This window comes from Streptomyces sp. 840.1 (assembly GCF_003751445.1).
Classification (GTDB): domain Bacteria; phylum Actinomycetota; class Actinomycetes; order Streptomycetales; family Streptomycetaceae; genus Streptomyces.
This window is the reverse complement of the sequence record NZ_RJUU01000003.1, coordinates 650492-672723: the sequence shown is the minus strand read 5'-3', so window position 1 is coordinate 672723 and position 22232 is coordinate 650492. Positions and strand designations below refer to the sequence as shown.

The window sequence follows — 22232 nt, the reverse complement described above, 5'->3', positions numbered from 1 at the left end:
GTCACTGCTCCGGATGCTGGTCGGCGAGGGTGAAGGCGATGACGGCGTCCTCCATGTCCGGCGCGACGGGCTGTTCGCCGGGCCGGGCGGGGCCCTGGTGCCAGGAACGGGTCTGCCTGCCCCGCCGCCAGGACAGTTCGCGGGGCCCGGCGGGGGCGTCGCCGGTGGTGATGGTGCCGGGCGTTTCGCCGAGGATGTCGGCGGGCGGGCCGGAGGCGAGCGCCCGGCCGTCGTCCAGGACCAGGCAGGTGGAGGCGCGTTCGGCTTCGTCGAGGTAGGTGGTGGCCATGACGACGGCGGTTCCGTCGGCCGCGGTCCGCGAGATCAGGCGCCACAGATCGACGCGGCTGACCGGGTCGACGCCGGTGCTCGGCTCGTCCAGTACGAGCAGCTGGGGCCGGTGGAAGATGGCGAGACAGAACGCGAGCTTCTGCCGCATGCCTCCGGACAGCTTCCCGGCGAGCCGGCCGGTGGCGTGCTCCAGCCCGGTGGCGTGCAGCAACTCCGCCCGTCGATCGGCCAGTTCGCTGCCGGACAGCCGGTGGGCGGCGGCGACGAAGTCGATGTTCTCGTTCACGGTGAGGTCCTGCCAGACGCCGGAGGCGCCGGTGGGCATGAATCCGCAGGCAGGGGTGCGCGGGGCGCTGATCCGGCCCGAGCCGGGTCGGATGCGGCCGACCAGGGTGCGCAGAAGTGTCGTCTTGCCCGCCCCGTCACCGCCGACGACGGCCGAGACCTCGCCGTTGCGGGCGGCGAGAGTGACGCTGTCCAGCGCGGTGGTGTCGCCGAACGCGACGGTGACGTCGAAGGCGCCCCAGCCGTCCGGTCCCGGAACCAGGTCCGCAGGCGTGGCGCCGCCGGCGCCGCTCTCGGGGTTCCCGGTCATCGGACGCTCGCAGCAGGAACGGCCTTGCGGGCAGCGCCCTTCGGTGCGGCGGGAGCCAGGTCGCGACGGAACCGGAGGACGGCCGCGGTGAACACCAGAGCCGCCATGCCGGCCAGGACTCCGAGCGGCAGCGCGAGGGAGTCGATCGGCGCGTCCCGGAGCATCACGCCGTTGCTGATCTTGTTGAAGTAGGTCAGCGGGAAGATGTAGCCGATCCAGCGGACCCCGGCGGCCATGGCCGCGAGCGGGAAGATCATGCCGGACAGCAGGATCTGCGGCATGAGGGTGAGGAGCGACATCTGCATGGCCTGTCCCTGGTTCTGCGAAACCGAGGAGATCAGCACGCCGATCCCGAGCACGGTGAACAGGAACAGGGCCGCGCCGAGCACGAGGACGGCGACGTTCCCCGTGAAGGGCACCCCGAACAGCAGGCAGCCGAGCACGGTCACCAGCATCATGTCGAAGGCCGCCAGGACGAAGTACGGGGCGATCTTGCCGACGATGACGTCGGACGCCTTGAACGGCATCACCGCGAGCTGTTCGAGCGTCCCCGCCTGCCGCTCGCGGACCAGTCCGATCGCCGTGATGATCGTGCCGATGAACGCCATGATCATGCCGACGAGGGCGGGAACCATCACCCACGACGTCTTCAGGTCCGGATTGAACAGCACCTCCGGTTTCAGGACGCCTCCGCCGGCCAGGGCGGCCGAGGCGGACGCCTGTGCCGAGAAGAGGTCCGATCCGTCGATCAGGACGATCGAGCTCCTCGACGATGCGGTGGTGACCACCACGGCCCCGGCGTCCTGGGAGCGCAGCGCGTCACGTCCCTGCCGTTCGGTCCCCGCCGGGTCCACCTCCCGTACGTCGAAGGGAGACTTCAGCTGTGCCGCCACGGCCTGGGCGTGGGGGCCGTACACCCGGGTGGGTACGTCACTGACGCGGAAGTTGGCGGCGTAGCCGAAGACCACCAGCAGGAGGAGCGGCAACGCGATGATCATCACCATCGTGCGGCGGTCGCGCCGCAGCTCCAGGAATTCCTTGAGGATCATCGCCCACATGAGGACACCGCCCTTGTCCTGGGGCGCCCAGGCCGTGGACGCCGCTGATCGGGTCACCCGGGGTACACCGTCCGGGTGGGCACAGGTTAGGAGCCCCTCACGCGATATGCAACGAGCGTTTAATTAAGTTAGGCTGAGCGAGTGAACGAGAGCGACGAACCAGCCGCGCCGGCTTCCCGCCCCGCCCGCGGGCCGGGCCGGCCGGTGGGCAGGCGGGCCGGTGACACCGTGACCCGCGACCGGATTCTGGAGTCGGCCCAACTCCTCTTCGCCCAAGGCTCCTACGGTTCCACGACCGTACGGGCCATCGCCGCGGCGGCCGACGTCAATCCCGCCCTGGTCATTCACTACTACGGGAGCAAGCGCGACCTGTTCGTCGCCAGTCTGAGGCTGCCCCTCCAACTGAGTGACCAGATCGCGGAGGTGCTGCGCACCGACAGGGACGGCTTGGGTGAGCGCCTGGTCCGCCTCTACCTCAGCCTCTGGCTGAAGCCCTCGTCCCGGGGGCCCCTGGCGGCGATGATGCGCTCGGTCTTCTCCGACCAGGAGGCGGCGGACGCTCTGGGGCAGTTCCTGTCCGAGCAGATGGTCGGGCCCGTCGTGGCGAACCTCGGCAGCGACCGGCCGCAGCTGCGGGTATCGCTGGTCGCGAGCCAGTTGGTCGGCCTGGTCGTCGGCCGCCACATCCTGGGGATCGCCGCTCTCGTCGAGGCGGACACCGAACTGCTCGTCGCATGCGTCGCGCCCGTGATCCAGCGCTACCTCACGGCGAGTCTGCCGCCCTCGAAGTAACCCGGGGTCACGGGCGGCGCCGATCAGCGCCCCTTGCGCACCTGCGACGCCCGGCGGGCCTCCGCCTCCTTGCGGGACTGGGCGGCGCGGCGGCTCTCCTTCGGGGCCTGGGCCCCCATCCCGCGGAACGGGCGCCTGCCGGTCTGTACGGGCTTGGTCGTCGGCGGCCGCTTCGCACCGGTGATCCGCGTCAACTCGGCTTCGCCCGACCGCACCTGAGTGACCGTCGGCCGGACCCCGGCCTCGGACAGCATCTTGCTCACGTCCCGGCGCTGCGCCGGGGTGACGAGCGTGACGGCCTTGCCGGCCCGGCCGGCCCGCGCGGTGCGGCCGCTGCGGTGCAGGTAGTCCTTGGCCTCCGTGGGCGCGTCCACGTTCACCACCAGGTCGAGGTCGTCGACATGGATGCCGCGGGCCGCCACGTTCGTGGCCACGAGAACCGTCACACCGCCGTTCCTGAACTGCTCCAGCGTGTGTGTGCGCTGCGGCTGCGACTTCCCGCTGTGCAGGGCGGCCGCAGGGATTCCGCTGGTCTTCAGATGCCGGGTGAAGGCGTCCACCGATGCCTTGGTGTCCAGGAACATCAGCACCCGCCCCTCCCGGGCGGCGATCTCGGTCGCCGCCGCGAACTTGTCGGCCGCGTGCACGTTCAGGACGTGGTGCTCCATCGTGGTGACCGAGGCACGGTCCCGGTCGACCGAGGCGAGCACCGGCTCGTCGAGGTAGCGCTCCACCAACTGGTCGACGTTGCGGTCGAGCGTGGCCGAGAAGAGCAGCCGCTGGCCGCCGGGGCGGACCTGGTCCAGGATCTCGGAGACCTGCGGCAGGAAGCCCATGTCGCACATCTGGTCCGCCTCGTCGAGTACGGCGATCCCCACCCGGTCCAGGTGGCAGTGGCGCCGCTCGATCAGGTCGCAGAGCCGTCCCGGTGTCGCGATGACCACCTCGGTACCCGCCTTCAGCGCGGCCGCCTGCCGGTTCATCGACAGCCCGCCCACCACCGTCGTCAGACCCAGCCCGAGCACCCGTGCGTACGGCTCCAGCGCGTCACCCACCTGCTGGGCGAGCTCCCGCGTCGGGACGAGCACCAGCGCGAGGGGGCGCTTGGCCTCCGCGCGCTGCCCGGCGGTCCGCACGAGCAGGGCGAGGCCGAAGGCCAGCGTCTTGCCCGAACCGGTCCGCGCCCGCCCCAGCACGTCCCGGCCGGCCAGCGCGTCGGGCAGCGTGGCCGCCTGGATGGGGAAGGGCTCCGTGACTCCGAGGCCGGTCATCGCCGTCAGCAGGGCGCCCGGCAGTCCCAGCTCCGCGAAGGATCCGGTGGCGGGCGGCTTCGCGTTCATGGGGGAACCTTCCTCGGGTGGGGGCCTCCGTAACGCGCCGGGGCCCGTGCTCCTCGGCACGGGCCCCGGCGATGTCGCAAGCTTCCGGCCCATTTTACCAGCGGGCGCCGGGGCCCGGTCCCGGCGCCGGGCAGTGCCCCAGGGGAGGGCGGTTTCCAGGCCCCGGGGAAGGCTCGACGGGGCCTGGCGAAGGTCAGGATGATCAGCGGAACACGGAGTAGGAGGCTTTTCCTGCCGGCGATGTCGAGAACCCGCAACCCGCTCCGTCCCCGTAGTGGGAGCGGCCGAAACGGTTCGCACCGGCGTCGGGGAGGACACCGTGGCCGCGGCTGCACGCCGAGGCGGCCCGGAAGGCTCCCGGCCTGGCTGAGCGGGACCACCTGACGCGTCAGGCCGCCCGGCTCAACACCCGGCGCTCCGGCTGATGCCCGGCCGGCGGTTCACTGAGCGGTCAGTGTCATCTCGAACGCGTACCGGGACGCCCGGTACAGGTGCGAGCCGAACTCCACCGGGCGCCCCGCGTCCCCGAGGACCGTGCGCTCCATGGTGAGCAGGGTGCCGCCTCGGGGTTCGCCGAGCAGCCGGCACTCCGCCGCGGTGGCCCGGCGTGCCCCGATGGTCTGGTCGGCGGTGCGCAGGGCGATGCCGGCCCGCCTGAGCAGTTCGTACAGGCCGTGTCCGGTCAGGTCCTCCTCGGTCAGGCCCAGGAGGTCTGCCGGCAGGTGGTTCTCCATGACCGCTATGGGCTCGTCGTCCGCGTACCGCAGCCGGCGCAGGGCGACGGTATCGGCGCCGGGCTCGACCTTGAGGGCCGCGGCGATCCGGGCGGAGGCGGGCACGGTGCGCATGGACAGCAGCTCGGTGCGCGGCCGCCGGCCGTCGCGCTTGAGGTCCTCGAACAGACTGGTCAGCTCGATCTGCCTGCGCACCCGGTTGTTGACGACCTGGGTGCCGACCCCCCGCTTGCGGGCGAGCAGTCCTTTGTCCACCAGATGCTGCATGGCCTGACGCATGGTGGGGCGGGAGAGCCCGAACTGGTCGGCCAGGGCGATCTCGTTCTCCAGCCGCGTCCCCGGGGCCAACGTGCCCGATTCGATGAGCTGTTGAAGCTGCTGTGCGACCTGGAAGTACAGCGGCACCGGGCTGCTCCGGTCGATGGTGATCAGCCTGGTGATCGACTCCATGTCGGGCTCCTCAAGACGTTCGGCCACGGGGTTCAGTATGCCGCACGTTCGACTCAAGCTCTGTACGTATATATGTCAGAACAAATACCGGACTCCGGGCGATTCCCCGAAGTTGCGGTGGGGGAGCGGCACCCTCTGAATGACCAGAACATCAGCGGGTTACCATATGAGCGCCTCCTAGCTCGAAAGATAAACCTGTGACTGTCAATGACGACTCGTTCACCAACTGGAAGAACCGCGAAGAGATCGCGGAGTCGATGATCCCGATCATCGGGAAGCTGCACCGGGAGCGGGACGTCACCGTCCTGCTGCACAGCCGCTCCCTGGTCAACAAGTCGGTGGTCAGCATCCTCAAGACCCACCGGTTCGCCCGGCAGATCGCCGGTGAGGAGCTCTCGGTCACCGAGACGCTGCCGTTCCTGAAGGCGCTCACCACTCTCGATCTCGGCCCTTCCCAGATCGACATCGGCATGCTCGCCGCGACGTACCGGACCGACGACCGAGGCCTCAGCGAGGCGGAGTTCACCGCCGGGGCCGTCGCGGGCGCCACCGGCGCCGACAAGATCGAGCGCGCCGAGCCGCGCGACGTAGTCCTCTACGGATTCGGCCGCATCGGCCGCCTCCTGGCCCGGCTGCTCATCGAGAAGGCCGGCTCCGGCAACGGCCTGCGACTGCGGGCCATCGTCGTCCGCAAGGCCGCCGGCCAGGACATCGTCAAGCGCGCCTCGCTGCTGCGCCGCGACTCGATCCACGGCCAGTTCCAGGGCACGATCACCGTCGACGAGGCGAACAACAGGATCATCGCCAACGGCAACGAGATCAAGGTGATCTACTCCGACGACCCGACGACGGTGGACTACACGGCGTACGGGATCAAGAACGCCGTCCTCATCGACAACACCGGCAGGTGGCGCGACCGCGAGGGGCTGTCCCAGCATCTGCGTCCCGGCATCGCCAAGGTCGTCCTCACCGCACCCGGCAAGGGCGACGTCCCCAATGTCGTGCACGGCGTCAACCACGACATGATCAAGCCGGACGAGCAGATCATCTCCTGCGCCTCCTGCACCACCAACGCGATCGTCCCACCGCTGAAGGCGATGGCGGACGAGTACGGAGTCCTGCGCGGTCACGTGGAGACGATCCACTCGTTCACCAACGACCAGAACCTGCTGGACAATTACCACAGCTCCGACCGGCGCGGCCGCTCGGCGCCGCTCAACATGGTCATCACCGAGACCGGTGCGGCGTCCGCCGTCGCCAAGGCGCTCCCGGACCTCGACGCGACGATCACCGGCAGCTCGATCCGGGTCCCGGTGCCGGACGTCTCGATCGCGATCCTCAGCCTGAAGCTCGGGCGCGAGACCACCCGCGCCGAGGTTCTCGACCACCTCCGTGAGGTGTCCCTCACCTCGCCGCTCAAGCGTCAGATCGACTTCACCACCGCCCCGGACGCCGTCTCCAGCGACTTCATCGGCTCGCGCCACGCCTCCATCGTCGACGCCGGCCCCACCCAGGTCGACGGCGACAACGCGATCCTCTACCTCTGGTACGACAACGAGTTCGGCTACTCCTGCCAGGTCGTCCGCGTCGTCCAGCACGTCTCCGGGGTCGAGTACCCGACCTTCCCGGTACCCGTGCTCTGACCACGCCGCACCGGCCCGTGTGCGGGCAGCCCGGAGGCTGCCCGCACACGGGAGCGGAACGCGCCGGCTAGCGGGCCGCCGCCGGGCCCGGCACCGTGCTCGGCGCCGGGGCGTAGCCCGTGGCCCGGGTGGTGAACGTCCCCCGGCCCTGGGTCCGGCTGCGCAGCCGGGTCGCGTAGCCGAACAGTTCGCCCAGCGGCACGGTCGCCGTGATCACCGCCGTACCGGGCCGCGCGGTGGAGCCGGACACCTGGCCACGCCGGGCGGCCAGGTCGCCGAGCACCCCGCCGACGGCGTCGTCCGGCACGGTGACCGTCACCTCGGCCACCGGCTCCAGCAGCACCATCGCGCAGGAGCGCAGCGCCTCCCGGAGTGCGAACCGCCCGGCCGTGCGGAACGCCATCTCCGAGGAGTCCTTGGGGTGGGTGGCGCCATCGGTCAGCGTCACCCGTACCCCGGTCACCGGATGCCCGCCCACGGGGCCCTCGGCCAGGGCGTCCCGGCAGCCGGCCGCCACCGCACGGACGTACTCCTGCGGAACCCGGCCGCCGGCGACGGCCGAACGGAACACGAACTCCGCCCCGCCCTCGCCGTCCTGCCCTCCGGCATCTGCCAACGGCTCGACGTCGAGCACGACATGGGCGAACTGCCCCGCCCCGCCGTCCTGCTTGACGTGCCGGTACACCAGACCCGACACACCGCGCACGACCGTCTCCCGCAAGGCGACCTGCGGGCGGCCGACCCGGACCTCCAGACCGTGGGCCCGGCGGATCTTCTCGGCCGCGACCTCCAGATGGAGTTCGCCCATGCCCGAGAGCACCGTCTGACCCGTCTCGGGGTCCGTCCGCACCGCCAGCGACGGGTCCTCCTCGGCAAGCCGCGCCAGCGCCGCCATCAGCCGCTCCGTGTCGCTGTTCCGGCCGGCCTCGACCGCCACCGACACGACCGGGTCGGCCACGGTGGGCGGTTCGAGGACCAGCGGGGCACCCGGCGCGCACAGGGTGGCACCGGCGCGGGCGGACTTGAGGCCGATCACCGCGACGATGTCCCCGGCCACCGCCTCGTCCACATCGACATGGCGGTCGGCCTGGACCCGCAGGATCCGGCCGACGCGCTCGCTGCGCCCCGCGCCCGCGTCCAGCACCGTCTCCCCCTTCCCGAGCGTGCCCGAGTACACCCGCAGATACGTCAGCCTGCCCGTGGCGGTCGCGGCCACCTTGAACGCCAGCGCGGCCAGCGGAGCCACCGGATCGGCGGCCCGTTCCACCACGTCGCCGCCGAGCGTGCCGCGTACGGGCGGCACGTCCTGCGGTGAGGGCAGGTAGGCCACGACGGCCTCCAGCAGCGGTTCGACACCTCGGTTGCGGTAGGCCGAACCGCACAGCACGACGACGCCCTCGCCGGTGCGGGTCAGATCGCGCAGGGCCTCGGCCAGCGTCGCCGCGGAGAGCGTGGAGCGCGCGCAGAACTCCTCCAGGGCCGCCGGGTGGAGCTCCGCCACCGTCTCCTCCAGCAGCCGTCGGCGCCGGAGCGCCTCCGCCCGCAGTTCATCGGGCACCTCCCCTTCCTCGTAGGTGTCGCTGCCGTCGGCCCAGACCAGTGCGCGCATGCGCAGCAGGTCCACGACTCCGCTGAAACGCTCCTCCTCCCCGATGGGGAGCTGGACTACCAGGGGCACCGTGTGCAGCCGTTCCCGGATCGACGCCACGGCGGTGTCGAGACGGGCGCCGACGCGGTCGAGCTTGTTGACGAAGGCGATGCGCGGAACGGCGTGCCGGTCGGCCTGACGCCACACCGACTCGCTCTGCGGCTCCACACCCGCGACCGCGTCGAACACAGCGATCGCACCGTCGAGGACCCGCAGTGAACGCTCGACCTCGTCAGCGAAGTCGACGTGCCCCGGGGTGTCGATCAGGTTGATCCGGTGGTCCGCCCACGTGCAGCTCACCGCGGCGGCGAAGATGGTGATGCCCCGGTCGCGTTCCTGGGAGTCGAAGTCGGTGATGGTCGTTCCGTCGTGGACCTCGCCGCGCTTGTGGGTGGTGCCGGTGGCGTAGAGGATCCGCTCGGTGACGGTGGTCTTGCCTGCGTCGACATGGGCGAGGATGCCCAGGTTGCGAACGCGGTCGAGGGTGCTGGTGAGCTGGCGGTTCGGTTCGGTACGCACGGTCCGTGGCCCTTCGGGGTGATCCGGAAGAAGACGGCGCGATCCCCGGACGAAAAGGCCTGTTCCCGGGTCTGCGGAACCCCCTGAACGCGGCGCGCCGCACAGGCGGCGCCGCGATGACGGTCAGTCGGAGAGGTGGCAGGGATCAGGTGTTCGTCGCGGGTGTCCGGGGCCGGCCGCGCAGCCGGCGCCGGGCGCAGGTAGACACCAGGATCACCTCGTACCGCGACAGGGGAACGACGACGGCGGTGCGGTGGTGCACGGCAGGTCTCCCCTCACTGGTCACGGTGCGCGCCCTGAACTGACAGCGGCGCGTGCTCTCGTGGCGAGTCTAGGCAGGCGATTACGGCCGGGGGAACCGGTTTTCCGTCGCAGCGGGGGCTGTTGCCGGGCCGTGGCCGTGAGAGGACGGGTCCGTGCCGCACCGGAGGGAACCACGGCCCGCGAACCGGCCGCGGGAACGGCACGCCGTACGGCACCGCCGCAGCGCCCTGCGGCCGCAGCCGCGCCACTCGGCGGATGAGACGCCCGCTCCCCGGCCGCCGCGGGTGATCAGCGCGTTCACCGGGCCGTGGGGATCCAGGGCCATCGTCCGGGCCAGCAGGACCCCGATCACCAGCGGGGCCAGGGTGACGGCCAGCGTGGTGCCGGCACTGGTGACGTGCTGCATGCGGGGGCGCGGTGCGTCGGGAGCCATGGCTCCATTCGACCGGCAAAGGACCCGTACGGGATCGGGTCAGGTACTCAGTCCGGGCGGCCCGGGTACTCAACCCGGCCGCCCGCGCCCCCGCTGAAGCGGCTACGCCGTGGTGCCGGGGCCGGAACCGGTGCCCGAGGCGGCCTTGATGCCCTTGGTGATGTCATCGAGGACGGACAGGGCGGGGGCCTTGCTGTTGATGTCGAAGCCCGAACGGACGACGATCAGCATGTTCTCCGCATGGGGGGAGGGGAAGGCCAGCGACTCGACGTACCCGTCGTCCCCCTTCTTCGTCACGACCTTCCAGCGCACCCGGTAGCCCTGTTGGCCGGCCACCGTGACCGCCTCGGACTTCAGTTCCTGGTGCGAGGTGATGCCGCCGTAGATCTTCTCGCCGTACGATTCCTTCGCGTTGGCGGCGATGTCCTTCTCGGCGGTGGCCTTCGCGGTCTTGGTGTTCAGCTTCAGCGCCTCGGCCGGGACGGAGAACACGCCGCCCCGGACGCACTTCTCCTTGGTGTCCCCGGGGCAGGCGTAGGAACCCGTGGTCACGCCCGCACCCATGCCCGACTCGCCCTTCCAGCCGTCCGGGACCGGGATGCTGATCCCGCTCGCCAGGTCGGTCGCGTAGCCGTCCTCGGTCTTCGGCAGCTGCTGCTCCGGGCTCTGGCCGCCGCCGTCGCTTCCTCCGTCGTTGCCGCCGCCACCGCTGCCGCCCGGTGCCCCGGGCCCGCGGCTGGGCGCGTGCGAGGGCGTGCCGGACGGGGCGGTGGCCGTGTTCTCCGACTTCTCGCCGGAGTCGTCGGTCAGCAGGTACACGCCACCGCCGATGGCGGCGAGCACCACCACCCCGGCGGTGATGCCGGCGCCGATGCGTATTCGGCGGCTGCGGACGGCCGCCGGTGGCACCCGGAGGTGATCGGTCCACTGGCTGCCGTCCCACCAGCGTTCCTGGATGGGGCCAAATCCTGTGTACCCGGGGTCTGGATGCCAGCCGGGCGGGCTCGTCTGCGTCACGGCAGCCACCGTAGCCGGGTTGCGTGAGAATCCTATGAATCAGATGAATTCGATGACCTGGGCGGCCGGTTCCGGTTCCGTTCCGGCCGTCCGGGAAATCCGGTTATGGTCTAGACAATTGATGACGTGGCTCGCTAGCATCCGCGACGGAGCGCGGTGGGTGCGCGGCAGCGGTCCGCCCGGTCCTTCGGCCACGGCAGGATTGAGGGCACATGGAAGCGACCGCTCCGGACCGCAGGTTCGCCGAGGACTACCGGATCGCCCGGGAGATTCCGCGCGACGGGCTCACCGCGTGGCGCGCGGCGGTCGCGGCCGAGGTGCCGCTGGGGCCCGGGGCGGTCGTGCTCGATGTCGGCGCCGGTACCGGGGCGTTCGCGGCCGTGTTCGCCGACTGGTTCGGGGTCCGGGTGCTGGCGGTCGAGCCGGCGGCCGCCATGCGCGCGCTGATCCCGCGGACCGAGGACATCGAGGTGCTGGACGGCCGGGCCGAGGCGCTGCCCGTGCCGGACGGGTGCGCGGACGCGGCCTGGCTGGGCTCGGTCCTCCACCACATCGAGGACCTGCCCGCCGCGGCGAGGGAGATACGCCGGGCCCTGAAGCCGGGGGCGCCGGTACTGATCCGCAACTCCTTCCCCGGCCGCTGCACCCGGGACCTGCGGGTGCGGTTCTTCCCCGGGACCGCGCGCATCGTCGACACGTACCCGACCGTCGAGCAGACCTGCGCGGCGTTCGCCGCAGCCGGTTTCGCCCGGGTCGCACTGCACGCCGTGCCGCAGGAGAGCGCGCCGACCCTGTCCGGCTTCGCCGACCGCATCCGCCGGGACACCGACGCGAAGCTCCGGGGCCTCACGGACGAGGAGTTCACGTCCGGGATGCGGCGGTTGCGGCAGGCCGCTGCGCAGGAGCCGGACCTGCCGGCCGTCAGCTGGATGGACCTGCTGGTCCTGGCCTGACCCGTACAGGGCGGAACCGCTGCGGCCTGATGGGTTCGGTCGTGCTGTCTGCCCAGGTCATGCGATCGACGTAGCGCGCAGGTCCGACGGACCCGGCGGGTCGATCGGCACTTCGGTACCGCTCGTCCGGGTCTGTGCCGGGCACGGCAGGCCCTAAGGTCTCCGCATGAACGGAAACGATGAGGAGGAGCGGTCCGTGCGGGCCGCTGTCGAGGGTGAGCTGCGGCTGCTCGATCCGGCGGTCCGGGCCCTGCCCGACGCGGTGACCGAGCTCCTCGACCCGGAGTTCACCGAGTTCGGCGCGTCCGGGCGGCGGTACGACAGGACGTCGATCCTCGCCGTCACCTCCGCCGACGGAGAGGGGACACCCGTCGCGGCCGCCGCCACCGGCATGTCCGGCAGGCTGCTGGCTCCGGGCGTCGTCCATCTGACGTTCGTCACCGAGAGGGACGGGCGCAGAGTGCGGCGCAATTCGATCTGGCGCCGCACCGGGGCGCGCTGGCGGCTGTACTTCCACCAGGGAACGCCGGTCAACGCCCGCTGACCCCGGGGGAATTCGAACGACGGCCGCCGGTGCGCCGTCTAGGCTCCTGTAATGACGAACCCCAGCAGCCCCGCCAAGCCCAGGCCCGGCGACCGCGTCGCCGTGCTGTCCCCCTCGTCCGGGCTCCCCGGCATCCTCCCGCTCCCGTTCGAGCTGGGACTGCGCAGGCTCCGCGAGGAGTTCGCTCTGGTACCGGTGGAGTACCCGAGCACCCGGAAGATGGGCTCCACGCCCCGGGAGCGGGCCGCCGACATCCACGCGGCGTTCTCCGACCCCGCGGTCAGGGCCGTTTTCGCCAGCATCGGAGGGGACGACCAGATCACCGTGCTCCCGTACCTGGACCGGGAGCTGCTGCGGGCCAACCCCAAACCGTTCTTCGGCTACAGCGACAACACCAGTCTCCTGGTGTTCCTCGAACGCCTGGGCATCGTCGGCTACCACGGCGGATCGGTGATGGTCGAGCTGGGACGCCCGGGGGCGATGCACCCGCTGACCGCCGGATCACTGCGGGCGGCGCTGTTCACCCACGACGCCCATGAGCTCGTCCCGGCCGAGGAGAGCGGCTGCGTGAACGGCCGCTGGGAGGACCCGCGGACCTTCGACGCCGAACCCGCGATGCTGCCCGCCGACGGCTGGACCTGGCACAACGCCGACCGCGTGGTCGAGGGTGCGAGCTGGGGCGGTGAGCTGGAGATCCTGTCCTGGATGCTGATGGCGGACCGGGAGATACGGCCGGTGGCCGAGTACGAGGGCCGGGTCCTGTTCCTCGAGACGTCGGAGGAGATGCCCGGCGCCGACCAGGTGTACCGGATCCTGCGGAACATGGGGGAGCGGGGGCTGCTGGAGCGGTTCCCCGCACTCCTGATGGGGCGCGCCAGGAACTGGTCCTTCGAAAGCCCGCTGGGGGCGAAGGAGGGCGAGGAGTACCGGGTGCTCCAACGGCAGGCCGTTCTGCGGGCGTTGAGCGAGTACGCCCCCGCGACGATGGCCGTCTTCGACGTGGACCTCGGTCACACGGACCCGCAGTTGATCATTCCCTACGGCGGTCGGGTGCGGGTGGACGGACCGGCCAGGCGCATCGTCGTCACGTACTGAGGACCGCATTGAAGGAAACCGAAGGAGAGGGCGGAGGGCGGAGGAGGCATCCGTTCTGGTCCGACCACATGTCGTGTGTGACATAGTTGGATGTTCGGACAAAACGTGACCGGCTGGGGAGCGGCGCCGGTCGAGGCAGGGAGTGGCGGATGCCCGTCGAATGGCAGCCCGTGCGGCAGTCGCGCACCCATGAGCTGGTGCTCCAGAGCATCGAGCAGCGGGTGTTCGCCGGTGAGCTCAGGGCCGGCGACCGGCTGCCGCCCGAACGCGAGCTCGCCCCGGTGCTCGGAGTGAGCCGGTCCGCCCTGCGCGAGGCCTTGCGGGTGCTGGAGACCATCGGGGTCCTGGTCGCACAGCCTGGCCGGGGGCCGGACGCCGGAGCGCGGATCGTGCGCAACCCCGACGACGCCCTCGGCAGGCTGCTCCGGCTCCACTTCGCCCTCGGCAGCTACAGCCTGGAGGACGTACTGGAGGCGCGCGTCGTGCTGGAGCGCTCCAGCTTCGAGGCCGCCGCGCGGCACGCGTCCGAGGAGGACCTGGACGAGGCGGGCGCATTGCTCGTGCGGATGGGGGCGCCGGACATCGGCGTGCCCGAGTTCAACGACCTCGACACCAGGTTCCACGTGCACATCGCGCGCAGTTCCGGCAACGAACTGACCTCCACGCTCACCTCCGCCGTCCGCGAGTCCGTCCGGCCGCTCATCCTGCGGGCCCTGGAGGCCGCGCCGGACTGGCGGGCCACCGCCACCGCGCTCAACGCCGACCACACCGAACTGCTGCGCCTGGTGCGCGCCGGCGAGGGGGCGCGGGCCGCCGATCTGGTGGAGGCGCACATCCGGGGACTGCACGGAACGCTCGTCGACGAGAAGCCCGGGGCCTGACCGGGGCCGGTCCGGTTCCGCCCTGCGCCCTTTCATCGCCGCAGGCCGCGTACTATGGTCCGACCATACAATGGTTCATGGTTCATGATCCGGTCGGGACCATGAAAAGGATCATGACGTTCACGTGCAGAGAAACGATCGGGGAGACCCATGCGCATCGGACTCTTCGCCACCTGTCTGGGAGACACGCTCTTCCCGGAGGCGGTGAAATCCACCGCGGTGCTGCTGGCCCGCCTGGGCCACGAGGTGGTGTTCCCGCCGGGGCAGACCTGCTGCGGCCAGATGCACGTCAACACCGGATACCAGCGCGAACCCGTACCCCTGGTGCGCAACTTCGCCGAGCAGTTCGGTGACTCCTCCATCGAGGCCGTCGTCATGCCGTCGGGGTCCTGCGCGGGGTCGGTCCGCCACCAGCACGCGCTCATCGCCGAACGCTACGGCGACGCGGCGCTGCGCGCGGGCGTGGCCGGCGTCAAGGCGAAGACGTACGAGCTGTCGGAGTTCCTCGTCGACGTGCTGGACGCCACCGATGTCGGCGCGTACTTCCCGCACCGCGTCACCTACCACCCCACCTGTCACTCGCTGCGCATGCTGAGAGTCGGTGAGAAGCCGCTGCGGCTGCTGCGGGCCGTCGACTCGATCGACCTGGCCGAGCTGCCCGAGGCCGACGCCTGCTGCGGGTTCGGCGGCACCTTCGCGCTGAAGAACGCCGACACCTCGACCGCGATGCTCCAGGACAAGACGCGCAACATCGCCGCCACCGGGGCGGATGTGTGCACCGCCGGCGACTCGTCCTGTCTGATGCACATCGGCGGCGGGCTCTCCCGGATCAGCTCCGGCACCCGCACCCTGCACCTGGCCCAGATCCTCTCCGCCACCCGCACCTCGCCGTACGTCCCGACGGAGGCCGCCCGATGAGCAGCACCTTTCTCGGCATGCCCGCGACGCCGCCCCGCTCCCCGTACGGCACGGGCAACCTGCGCGGTGACCGGAAGTTCCCCGTGGCCGCCCACGACGACCTGGGCAACGCGCAGCTGCGCCGCAACCTCGGCAAGGCCACCCACACCATCCGCGCCAAACGACTCAACGTCACCGGCGAACTGCCCGACTGGGAGGAGCTGCGCGACGCGGGCGCGGCCATCAAGACCGACACCATGAACCGGCTCCCCGAACTCCTGGAGGAGCTGGAGCGCAAGGTCACCGAACGCGGCGGCACCGTCCACTGGGCCCGGGACGGCGCCGAGGCCAACGAGATCGTCGCGCGGCTGGTCAGGGAGACCGGGAGCAAGGAGGTCATCAAGGTCAAGTCGATGGCCACCCAGGAGATCGGTCTCAACGAGCACCTCGAATCCATCGGCATCACCCCGCACGAGACCGACCTGGCCGAGCTCATCGTGCAGCTCGCCCACGACAAGCCCTCGCACATCCTGGTGCCGGCCATCCACCGCAACCGGGACGAGATCCGGGAGATCTTCCTCAAGGAGATCCCCGGCGTCGACCCCTCGCTGGACAATGTCCCCGCCCACCTCGCCGCCGCCGCCCGCGCCTATCTGCGCGAGAAGTTCATGACGACGAAGGTCGCCGTCTCCGGGGCCAACTTCGGTATCGCCGAGACCGGCACCCTGTCCGTCGTCGAGTCGGAGGGCAACGGCCGCATGTGCCTGACCCTGCCCGACACACTGATCACGGTCATGGGCATCGAGAAGGTGCTGCCGCGCTACCAGGACCTGGAGGTCTTCCTCCAGCTGCTGCCGCGCTCCTCCACCGGCGAGCGGATGAACCCGTACACCTCGATGTGGACCGGAGTCACCCCCGGCGACGGGCCGCAGACCTTCCACCTGGTGCTCCTCGACAACGGACGCACCGCCACCCTCGCGGACAGCATCGGCCGCGAGGCGCTCAACTGCATCCGCTGCTCGGCCTGCCTCAACGTCTGCCCGGTGTACGAACGGGCCGGCGGCCACGCCTACGGATCGACGTACCCCGGGCCGATCGGGGCCGTCCTCACCCCGCAGCTCGCCGGCATGCACGCCGCCAAGGACGACCCCAACAGCTCGCTGCCGTACGCCTCCAGCCTCTGCGGGGCCTGCTTCGACGCCTGCCCGGTCAAGATCGACATCCCGTCGATGCTGGTCGAGCTGCGCCACCAGCACACCGAGCAGGCCGGCACCACGGCGGAGAAGCTCGCGATGAAGGCGGCGGCCGCGGTGATGAGCCGGCCGAAACTGTTCACCACCGCGCAGAAGGCGTCCGGGCTCGGCCGCGTCGTCGCCGGACGGGACAAGAAGATCTCCCACCTGCCGCCCCCGTTCAACGGCTGGAGCGACAGCCGTGACACCCCGGCCCCGCCCAGGCAGACCTTCCGCTCCTGGCTGGCCTCGGCCGAGGGCGCGGCGACGATGCGGGCGGCCGCCGACGAACACACGCGCGACCAGCAGCAGGAGGAGAAGTGACGACCGCTCGCGAAACGGTGCTCGGCCGCGTCCGGGACGCCCTGGCCCTCGCACCCGCCGCCGACACCCCGATCCCGCGTGACTACCGCACCGGGCGCACCCTCCCCGACGCGGAGCGCCTGGCCCTGTTCACCGACCGGCTCCTCGACTACAAGGCCCAGGTCCATCCCTGCACGGCCGACCGCACGGCCGACGTCGTGGCCGAGGTGCTCCGGGAGCGCGGTGCCCGGCGGATCGGGGTGCCCGCCGGACTCGACCCGCAGTGGCTCGCCGCGTACGACGGGCAGGTTCAGCAGGACTCGGCCGACATCCCCGCGCCCCGGCTCGATGCCCTCGACGGTGTCGTGACCGCGTCGGCCGCCGGCTGCGCCGAGACCGGCACGATCTTCCTGGACGGTTCACCCGACCAGGGCCGGCGGGCGCTGTCACTGGTGCCCGACCTCCATGTCTGCGTCGTCGACCTGTCGGCCGTGGAGGTGGGCGTACCGGAGGCGCTCGCCCGGCTGGTGCCGACGCGGCCGACGACCCTGATCAGCGGCCCGTCGGCCACCTCCGACATCGAGCTCGAACGGGTGGAGGGCGTGCACGGCCCGCGCACCCTGGCCGTCGTCATCCGCACCGACGCCTGACGGGGCGGGGGCGCGCCGGAGCACGCCCCGCCCCCGCCGTCACCCGTGCTCGACCGTCACCGGGCCGAAGGCCACACGGGTCGTCGCGGCGTCCTCGGCCCAGCAGACCTCGACCGTGTCCCCGTCGACGTTCACCCCGCTCACCACCGCGTCGAGCGCGGCCGCGCCGGGCTCCGCGGTGAGCGAGGCGAGCGCGGCCAGCACCACCGTGCCCTCAGCGCCGGCGCCCAGCCGGGGCAGCACCGCCCACGGCGTGTACGCGGTGCCCTGCGGGGCGCGCACCTCGTCCCGCGACTCCCAGCCGTGCAGAGCGTGCAGCGCGGACGTGACCCCGGAGCCGGCTCCGGTCGCCCAGCCCGTCTCCTCGACCCGGGCGCCGGGAGGCGCGCCGAGCACCCGGTGCACCCGGAGCTCGTAGCGCCCGCGGACCACGGTCACGCTCTCCACCCGCAGTCCCGGCTCCGTGGCCGCACCGCTCGCGAAGACCGGACGGTGCCACGAGGCGGCCCAGCCCCAGCCCTCGCCGCCGCCCGCGCCGAGCGGGCGGATGGCGCGGCGGCGGCTGCGGTTTCCGCCGACGACCACGGCCAGGTGGTTGTCCGCGGCGTTGGCCGGGGCCGTGGGGCCGGTGACTGTCGAGTACGCCTGACGGCTGTACAGCGGATCGTCCTGCGCCGCCGACTCGCCCTCGTGCGGCCGGACATGGTCGCTGCCGTGGTTGTGCAGCCGGACGATCCCGTCCGCCCGGGTCGACTGGACCAGCAGCCCCGGAGCCGGCAGGGCGAGGACCCGGTCCGGCCCCTCACTGGGCGCCGGCTCCTCGGTCGCCGTCCACAGCGGATGGTCCGCCGGAGCCAGCAGGGACACGAACGCCTTGGACGCCCAGTACGGGGACGACGGGCCCGAGTAGGGCTGGAGCGTCGCGTCGTGCGGCCCGTGCCAGCCCAGGCTCAGCAGCCCGTCGGTGCCGGTCGCCCCCCGGTCCAGGAAGTAGCGCAGCGCCCCGCTGATCACCCGCCGCGAGGTGCCTGGCGTGAGCGGGGTGTGCCCGGTCAGCGCGCCGAGCCCGACCGCCGAACCGGCCGCGAAACGGTAGGTCAGCGAGCGGCCGAAGTGGATCGGCGCCCCGTCCCCGCCGAACAGCAGCCCGAAGCTCTCCAGGTGCTCGCGCAGGCGCGCCCCGTAGTGCGCGGCGAACTCCGCGTCGCCGGAGAGGTGGGCGTCGAGGACGGGGTAGAGGTGCAGCGCCCAGCCGTTGTAGTGGTCGTAGGCGCGGCCGTCGCCGTCCGCGTACCAGCCCTGTCCCCGGTACCAGACCTCCATCAGGTCGCGGGCCCGCTCCCGGGCGCGCGCGGTCTCCGCGTCGCCCCGGCCCACCGACTCCAGGAACCCGGCCACCGAGTACGGGAACAGGTACCAGTTGTTGGCCGCCGGGGTGTGGCGCAGGGCGCCGCGCAGCCACTCCTCGGCCCGGTCCCGCACCGCCGGGTCCAGCCGGTCCCAGAGCCACGGCCGGGTGAGGCGCAGCCCGATGGCGACCGAGGCGGACTCCACCATGGGCTGGCCGAAGACGGTGTGGTCGCGGATCAGCGGCCAGGACTCGGCGTCGTCCCGGCCCGGCGTGCGGGTGCCGGCCGCGAGCCCGTCCGCGTACCGGCCGAGCCAGCCGTGCGGGTCATCGCCGCCCGCGCCCGCGACCCGGAAGGCGGCGGCGAGGAAGGTGCGCGCGTAGCCCTCCAGCCCGTCGGAGCGGACCCCCGACGCGGAGGGGCGTCCGGGCAGGTCGAGCATCGCGCTGCCGGGGGTGGCCCACTTCCAGGCGGCCTTGAGCAGTCCGTCCGCGGCGGCCTCCCAGTGCGCGCGGGTGTAGCCGGTGACCGGGCTCGTCGCCCGGTCGTCGGCGGGGAGCTCCAGCGGGGAGTCGGGGTGCGGTCGGTTCATGCGAGGAAAGCCAGCCTTTCGCGTCGTACGGGATGGGCGAATCCGTCACCCTCGGCCCAGCGCTCGGTCTCGCTCACGGCCAGATCGACGAGCCGCCGCCACTCGTTGCCCTGGGAACCGGCGAGATGCGGGGTGATCAGGGCGTTCTCGCACTCCCACAGGGGGTGGCCGGCCGGCAGCGTGTCGGGTTCTGTGACGTCGAGGACCGCCCGGATGCGGTTCTGCAGCAGGACGTCGGTCAGTGCGTCCTGGTCGACGACGGCGCCGCGCGCGGTGTTGACGAGCACCCCGTCCGGCCGCATGGACATGAGCAGTTCACGGCTGACGAGCTTGTGGGTGGCGGGCAGCAGCGGGGTGTGGACGCTCACGACGTCGCTCTCCGCGAACAGTTCGCCGAGCCCCACCGGCCGGACACCGAGTGCGGCCGCCTCCTCGTCGGAGACGTACGGGTCGTGCAGCAGCACCCGCAGGTCGTAGGGGCGCAGCAGTTCGATGACCCGGCGGCCGATGAGCGAGGCGGACAGGATGCCCACGGTCCGGCCGTAGTTGCCCACGTCGGGGGAGGTGGCCAGCCAGTTGCCGCGGCGGCGCTCGGCGCGGTAGTCGCGGGCCCGTTCCAGCGCCCGTTTGCCGGAGAGCAGGATCATCGCGACGGTGTACTCGGCCACCGGTAGCGCGTTGGCCGCGGCGGCCGACGACACCTCGATGCCGCGCTCCCAGCAGGCCTCGGTGATGTGGCCGCGCACGCTTCCGGCCGTGTGTACGACGGCGCGCAGCCGGGGCGCGGCGGCCAGTGCCGCCTCGTCGATGGGCGGACAGCCCCAGCCGGTGACCAGCAGTTCCGTCTCGGCGAGCACGGCGCGGGCCCGGCCGGTGGTGAAGTCGTCGAGCACGGGCGGCGGCGCGAGGTCGCACACCTGCGAGAGCGCCGCCAGCGACGGAGCGTCCAGCAGGGCGTCCGAGGCATCCGGTTTCATCGCCACGGCGGCACGCGGCCGGCGGCGTGCGGCAGGGGTGGTGGGGGTGGTGCTGGGCATCTTTCTCCTGGTCCTCGACGATGTGTGACCGGTCCGGCTACTTGACGGCGCCCGCGGTGAGCCCCGACTTCCAGAAGCGCTGGAGCAGCGCGAAGGCGAGGATCAGCGGCAGGACCGCGAGCAGCGAACCCATGATCACCACGGGGTAGTACTCCGGTGAGACGGTGGCGGCGCTGTTCCAGGTGTAGAGCCCGAGGCTGACGGGATACAGGTCCTGGTCGGAGAGCATCACCATGGGCAGGAAGAAGTTGTTCCAGATCGCGGTGAGCTGGAAGAGGAACACGGTGACGAGTCCCGGCCCGAGCATCCGCAGCGCGACCCGGAAGTAGGTGGTCAGCTCGCCGGCCCCGTCCACCCGGGCCGCTTCGAGTACCTCGTTCGGCACGTAGCCCTGGCTGAAGATCCGGCCCAGATACACGCCGAACGGATTGAAGAGGACCGGGATGAAGACCGACCAGAAGGTGTTGACCAGACCGGTACCGGACGCCATCAGGTACAGCGGCAGCGCCAGCACGGTCTGCGGCACCATGACCGCGGCGAGCACCAGGCCGAACAGCTTCTCCTTGTGCGCGAAGCGGTACTTGTCGAAGGCGTACCCGCAGGCGATGCTGATCAGCGCCCCGAGGGCGGCGCCGAGGACCGCGTACAGCAGGCTGTTGCCGTACCAGCGCGCGTACAGGCCGCCGTCCATCGCGAACAGGTCCTTGAGGTTCTGCGTGAAGGAGAAGTGGTCGAGCGACAGCACGTCGCTGCCGAACAGCGCGTCCCGGTCCTTCGACGCGGCGAGCACCAGCCACAGCACCGGCAGCAGCGTGTACAGCACGGAGATACCGACGACCAGGTTGACCACGGAGCGGCCGAGCAGCCTGGGGCGCAGTACGGCGGTGGTGCGGGTGGGAACCGTCGCACTCATCGGGCTTCCTCCTCGGCGGCGTTGGAGCGGTTGGTCCAGCGGGTCACGCCGTAGGAGAGCGCGACGGTGCAGACCAGCAGGACGACCGAGGCGGCGGCGGCCAGGCCGTAGTTGTTACGGGTGAACGCGGCGTCGTAGATGTACATGCTGGGCGAGAAGCGCGAGCTGATCATCGGGGTCGACTGGCTGAGCAGCATCGGCTCCGTGAAGAGCTGGAGCGCGAAGATCAGGGTGAACATCGCGACCATCACGATCGAGGAGCGCACCAGGGGTGCCTTGACCTGGAGGGCGGTGCGGACGGGGCCGGCGCCGTCGACGACGGACGCCTCGATGACCTCGCGCGGCACGGCCTGCAACGCGGCGTAGAAGACCACCATGTTGTATCCGAGGTTGCTCCACAGGGCGATGTTGACGATCGAGGGAACGACCGTGTGCACACCGAGGAAGTCGATCGTGATGTCGGCCTTGCCGAGCAGGTCGACGACGGGGCTCAGTCCCGGTGTGTAGAGGTAGAGCCAGATGACGGCGGCGATGATCCCGGGCACGGCGTGCGGCAGGAACAGCCCGAGCTGGGCCCAGGAGCGCAGCCGCACCACCCCCGAGTCCAGCAGCAGCGCCAGCGCGAGCGCGCCGATCACCATCAGCGGGATGTAGATCACGCAGTACAGGACGACGGTGCCCAGCCCGCTGAGGAACGTCGGGTCGGTCAGTACGGCGGTGTAGCTGCGCAGACCGACGAAGACCCGGCGCTCCGGGCCGAAGCCCAGGCCCGGCTGGTCGTCGCTGAAGAAGCTGAGCCAGACGGCGGTTCCGACCGGGATCAGGAAGACCGTCACCAGGAGGATGAAGAAGGGGGTCATCAGCGCGCCGCACGCGCCCAGTTCACGCCGCTGCGCGGACTTGCGCGTGGAGCGCGGGGACGTCCTGGGAGGCGCCGCCGCGGCGGCCGCGGAGGTGCTGGCGGGGGCCGTCGTCGGTGTGGTCAGGGGGCTGGTCATGGTG

The 22232-nt window shown here is 71.4% G+C and carries 20 protein-coding genes and 1 pseudogene; 10 read left to right on the top strand and 11 right to left on the bottom strand.

Annotation, left to right across the window (positions count from 1 at the left end):
- Position 1: 1 nt before the first annotated feature.
- Positions 2-886 carry an ABC transporter ATP-binding protein gene (locus EDD93_RS35455; RefSeq protein WP_123530421.1) on the bottom strand — a complete coding sequence of 295 codons (885 nt, stop codon included), beginning with the start codon at positions 884-886 and terminating at the stop codon, positions 2-4.
- Positions 883-2001: an ABC transporter permease gene (locus EDD93_RS35450; protein ID WP_221217381.1), complete on the bottom strand. Its 1119-nt coding sequence runs from the start codon at positions 1999-2001 to the stop codon at positions 883-885. The genes EDD93_RS35455 and EDD93_RS35450 overlap by 4 nt, the downstream gene beginning before the upstream one ends.
- Before the next feature lie 84 nt (positions 2002-2085).
- Between EDD93_RS35450 and EDD93_RS35445 the strand changes: the two genes are divergently transcribed.
- On the top strand, positions 2086-2736 hold the full coding sequence (locus EDD93_RS35445) for a TetR/AcrR family transcriptional regulator (protein WP_221217380.1): 651 nt from the start codon (positions 2086-2088) through the stop codon (positions 2734-2736).
- Between the two features lie 23 nt (positions 2737-2759).
- Here the strand turns inward: EDD93_RS35445 and EDD93_RS35440 are convergent, their stop codons facing one another.
- On the bottom strand, positions 2760-4076 hold the full coding sequence (locus tag EDD93_RS35440; RefSeq protein WP_123530417.1) for a DEAD/DEAH box helicase: 1317 nt from the start codon (positions 4074-4076) through the stop codon (positions 2760-2762).
- Between the two features lie 326 nt (positions 4077-4402).
- Here EDD93_RS35440 and EDD93_RS40585 point away from each other — a divergent pair.
- Positions 4403-4501 (top strand): annotated as a pseudogene (locus tag EDD93_RS40585) (RNA polymerase subunit sigma); the annotation flags it as partial.
- A gap of 15 nt (positions 4502-4516) precedes the next feature.
- On the opposite strand, the gene EDD93_RS35430 reads toward EDD93_RS40585, so the two are convergent.
- Positions 4517-5260 carry a GntR family transcriptional regulator gene (locus EDD93_RS35430; RefSeq protein WP_123530415.1) on the bottom strand — a complete coding sequence of 248 codons (744 nt, stop codon included), beginning with the start codon at positions 5258-5260 and terminating at the stop codon, positions 4517-4519.
- A gap of 197 nt (positions 5261-5457) precedes the next feature.
- On the opposite strand from EDD93_RS35430, the gene EDD93_RS35425 reads away from it, so the two are divergent.
- Entirely contained in the window at positions 5458-6903 is a 1446-nt protein-coding gene (locus EDD93_RS35425) for a glyceraldehyde-3-phosphate dehydrogenase (RefSeq protein ID WP_123530413.1), read from the top strand.
- A gap of 67 nt (positions 6904-6970) precedes the next feature.
- On the opposite strand, the gene fusA is transcribed toward EDD93_RS35425, so the two are convergent.
- From fusA to EDD93_RS35410, 3 genes are all read right to left on the bottom strand, one after another.
- Positions 6971-9070: an elongation factor G gene (gene fusA, locus EDD93_RS35420; RefSeq protein ID WP_123530411.1), complete on the bottom strand. Its 2100-nt coding sequence runs from the start codon at positions 9068-9070 to the stop codon at positions 6971-6973.
- A gap of 343 nt (positions 9071-9413) precedes the next feature.
- The gene (locus tag EDD93_RS35415) at positions 9414-9767 is read right to left on the bottom strand and encodes a hypothetical protein (protein WP_260256100.1); all 354 of its coding nucleotides are present in this window, start codon (positions 9765-9767) and stop codon (positions 9414-9416) included.
- Positions 9768-9869: 102 nt separating this feature from the next.
- Positions 9870-10784 (bottom strand): DUF2510 domain-containing protein, encoded by a 915-nt coding sequence (locus EDD93_RS35410; protein WP_123530409.1) that lies wholly within the window; start codon positions 10782-10784, stop codon positions 9870-9872.
- Positions 10785-10996: 212 nt separating this feature from the next.
- Between EDD93_RS35410 and EDD93_RS35405 the strand changes: the two genes are divergently transcribed.
- The 7 genes from EDD93_RS35405 (at position 10997) to EDD93_RS35375 (ending at position 17339) form a co-directional block, all read left to right on the top strand.
- Positions 10997-11737: a class I SAM-dependent methyltransferase gene (locus EDD93_RS35405; RefSeq protein ID WP_123530407.1), complete on the top strand. Its 741-nt coding sequence runs from the start codon at positions 10997-10999 to the stop codon at positions 11735-11737.
- A 166-nt stretch (positions 11738-11903) separates the two neighbouring features.
- Positions 11904-12281, top strand: coding sequence for a DUF4440 domain-containing protein (locus tag EDD93_RS35400; protein ID WP_123530405.1), 378 nt, complete (start codon positions 11904-11906; stop codon positions 12279-12281).
- A 51-nt stretch (positions 12282-12332) separates the two neighbouring features.
- Positions 12333-13376 (top strand): S66 peptidase family protein, encoded by a 1044-nt coding sequence (locus tag EDD93_RS35395; protein WP_123530403.1) that lies wholly within the window; start codon positions 12333-12335, stop codon positions 13374-13376.
- 149 nt (positions 13377-13525) lie between these two features.
- Positions 13526-14257, top strand: coding sequence for a FadR/GntR family transcriptional regulator (locus EDD93_RS35390; RefSeq protein ID WP_123530401.1), 732 nt, complete (start codon positions 13526-13528; stop codon positions 14255-14257).
- 150 nt (positions 14258-14407) lie between these two features.
- Entirely contained in the window at positions 14408-15175 is a 768-nt protein-coding gene (locus EDD93_RS35385) for a (Fe-S)-binding protein (RefSeq protein WP_123530399.1), read from the top strand.
- Complete coding sequence (locus EDD93_RS35380; protein WP_123530397.1) at positions 15172-16710, top strand: LutB/LldF family L-lactate oxidation iron-sulfur protein; 1539 nt, start codon at positions 15172-15174, stop codon at positions 16708-16710. The genes EDD93_RS35385 and EDD93_RS35380 overlap by 4 nt, the downstream gene beginning before the upstream one ends.
- Complete coding sequence (locus tag EDD93_RS35375) at positions 16707-17339, top strand: LUD domain-containing protein (RefSeq protein ID WP_123530395.1); 633 nt, start codon at positions 16707-16709, stop codon at positions 17337-17339. The genes EDD93_RS35380 and EDD93_RS35375 overlap by 4 nt, the downstream gene beginning before the upstream one ends.
- Positions 17340-17378: 39 nt before the next feature.
- Here EDD93_RS35375 and EDD93_RS35370 read toward each other — a convergent pair whose 3' ends face one another.
- From EDD93_RS35370 to EDD93_RS35355, 4 genes are read right to left on the bottom strand one after another with little or no spacing between them, the layout of a single operon-like run.
- Positions 17379-19280 carry a DUF2264 domain-containing protein gene (locus EDD93_RS35370; RefSeq protein ID WP_123530393.1) on the bottom strand — a complete coding sequence of 634 codons (1902 nt, stop codon included), beginning with the start codon at positions 19278-19280 and terminating at the stop codon, positions 17379-17381.
- Positions 19277-20317: a hydroxyacid dehydrogenase gene (locus EDD93_RS35365; RefSeq protein ID WP_123530392.1), complete on the bottom strand. Its 1041-nt coding sequence runs from the start codon at positions 20315-20317 to the stop codon at positions 19277-19279. The genes EDD93_RS35370 and EDD93_RS35365 overlap by 4 nt, the downstream gene beginning before the upstream one ends.
- A 37-nt stretch (positions 20318-20354) precedes the next feature.
- Positions 20355-21230: a carbohydrate ABC transporter permease gene (locus EDD93_RS35360; RefSeq protein WP_123530390.1), complete on the bottom strand. Its 876-nt coding sequence runs from the start codon at positions 21228-21230 to the stop codon at positions 20355-20357.
- Positions 21227-22228 carry a carbohydrate ABC transporter permease gene (locus tag EDD93_RS35355; RefSeq protein WP_123530388.1) on the bottom strand — a complete coding sequence of 334 codons (1002 nt, stop codon included), beginning with the start codon at positions 22226-22228 and terminating at the stop codon, positions 21227-21229. Before EDD93_RS35355 ends, EDD93_RS35360 begins: the two co-directional genes overlap by 4 nt.
- Positions 22229-22232: the final 4 nt, after the last annotated feature.

Bases quoted from the DNA above. Each gene is read 5' to 3' on its own strand.
- EDD93_RS35430 (WP_123530415.1), bottom strand. From the start codon at position 5,260: ATGGAGTCGATCACCAGGCTGATCACCATCGACCGGAGCAGCCCGGTG.
- EDD93_RS35415 (WP_260256100.1), bottom strand. From the start codon at position 9,767: ATGGCTCCCGACGCACCGCGCCCCCGCATGCAGCACGTCACCAGTGCC.
- EDD93_RS35390 (WP_123530401.1), top strand. From the start codon at position 13,526: ATGCCCGTCGAATGGCAGCCCGTGCGGCAGTCGCGCACCCATGAGCTG.
- EDD93_RS35360 (WP_123530390.1), bottom strand. From the start codon at position 21,230: ATGAGTGCGACGGTTCCCACCCGCACCACCGCCGTACTGCGCCCCAGG.
- EDD93_RS35385 (WP_123530399.1), top strand. From the start codon at position 14,408: ATGCGCATCGGACTCTTCGCCACCTGTCTGGGAGACACGCTCTTCCCG.
- EDD93_RS35380 (WP_123530397.1), top strand. From the start codon at position 15,172: ATGAGCAGCACCTTTCTCGGCATGCCCGCGACGCCGCCCCGCTCCCCG.
- EDD93_RS35355 (WP_123530388.1), bottom strand. From the start codon at position 22,228: ATGACCAGCCCCCTGACCACACCGACGACGGCCCCCGCCAGCACCTCC.
- EDD93_RS35455 (WP_123530421.1), bottom strand. From the start codon at position 886: ATGACCGGGAACCCCGAGAGCGGCGCCGGCGGCGCCACGCCTGCGGAC.
- EDD93_RS35395 (WP_123530403.1), top strand. From the start codon at position 12,333: ATGACGAACCCCAGCAGCCCCGCCAAGCCCAGGCCCGGCGACCGCGTC.
- EDD93_RS35370 (WP_123530393.1), bottom strand. From the start codon at position 19,280: ATGAACCGACCGCACCCCGACTCCCCGCTGGAGCTCCCCGCCGACGAC.
- EDD93_RS35365 (WP_123530392.1), bottom strand. From the start codon at position 20,317: ATGCCCAGCACCACCCCCACCACCCCTGCCGCACGCCGCCGGCCGCGT.
- EDD93_RS35440 (WP_123530417.1), bottom strand. From the start codon at position 4,076: ATGAACGCGAAGCCGCCCGCCACCGGATCCTTCGCGGAGCTGGGACTG.
- EDD93_RS35400 (WP_123530405.1), top strand. From the start codon at position 11,904: ATGAACGGAAACGATGAGGAGGAGCGGTCCGTGCGGGCCGCTGTCGAG.
- EDD93_RS35405 (WP_123530407.1), top strand. From the start codon at position 10,997: ATGGAAGCGACCGCTCCGGACCGCAGGTTCGCCGAGGACTACCGGATC.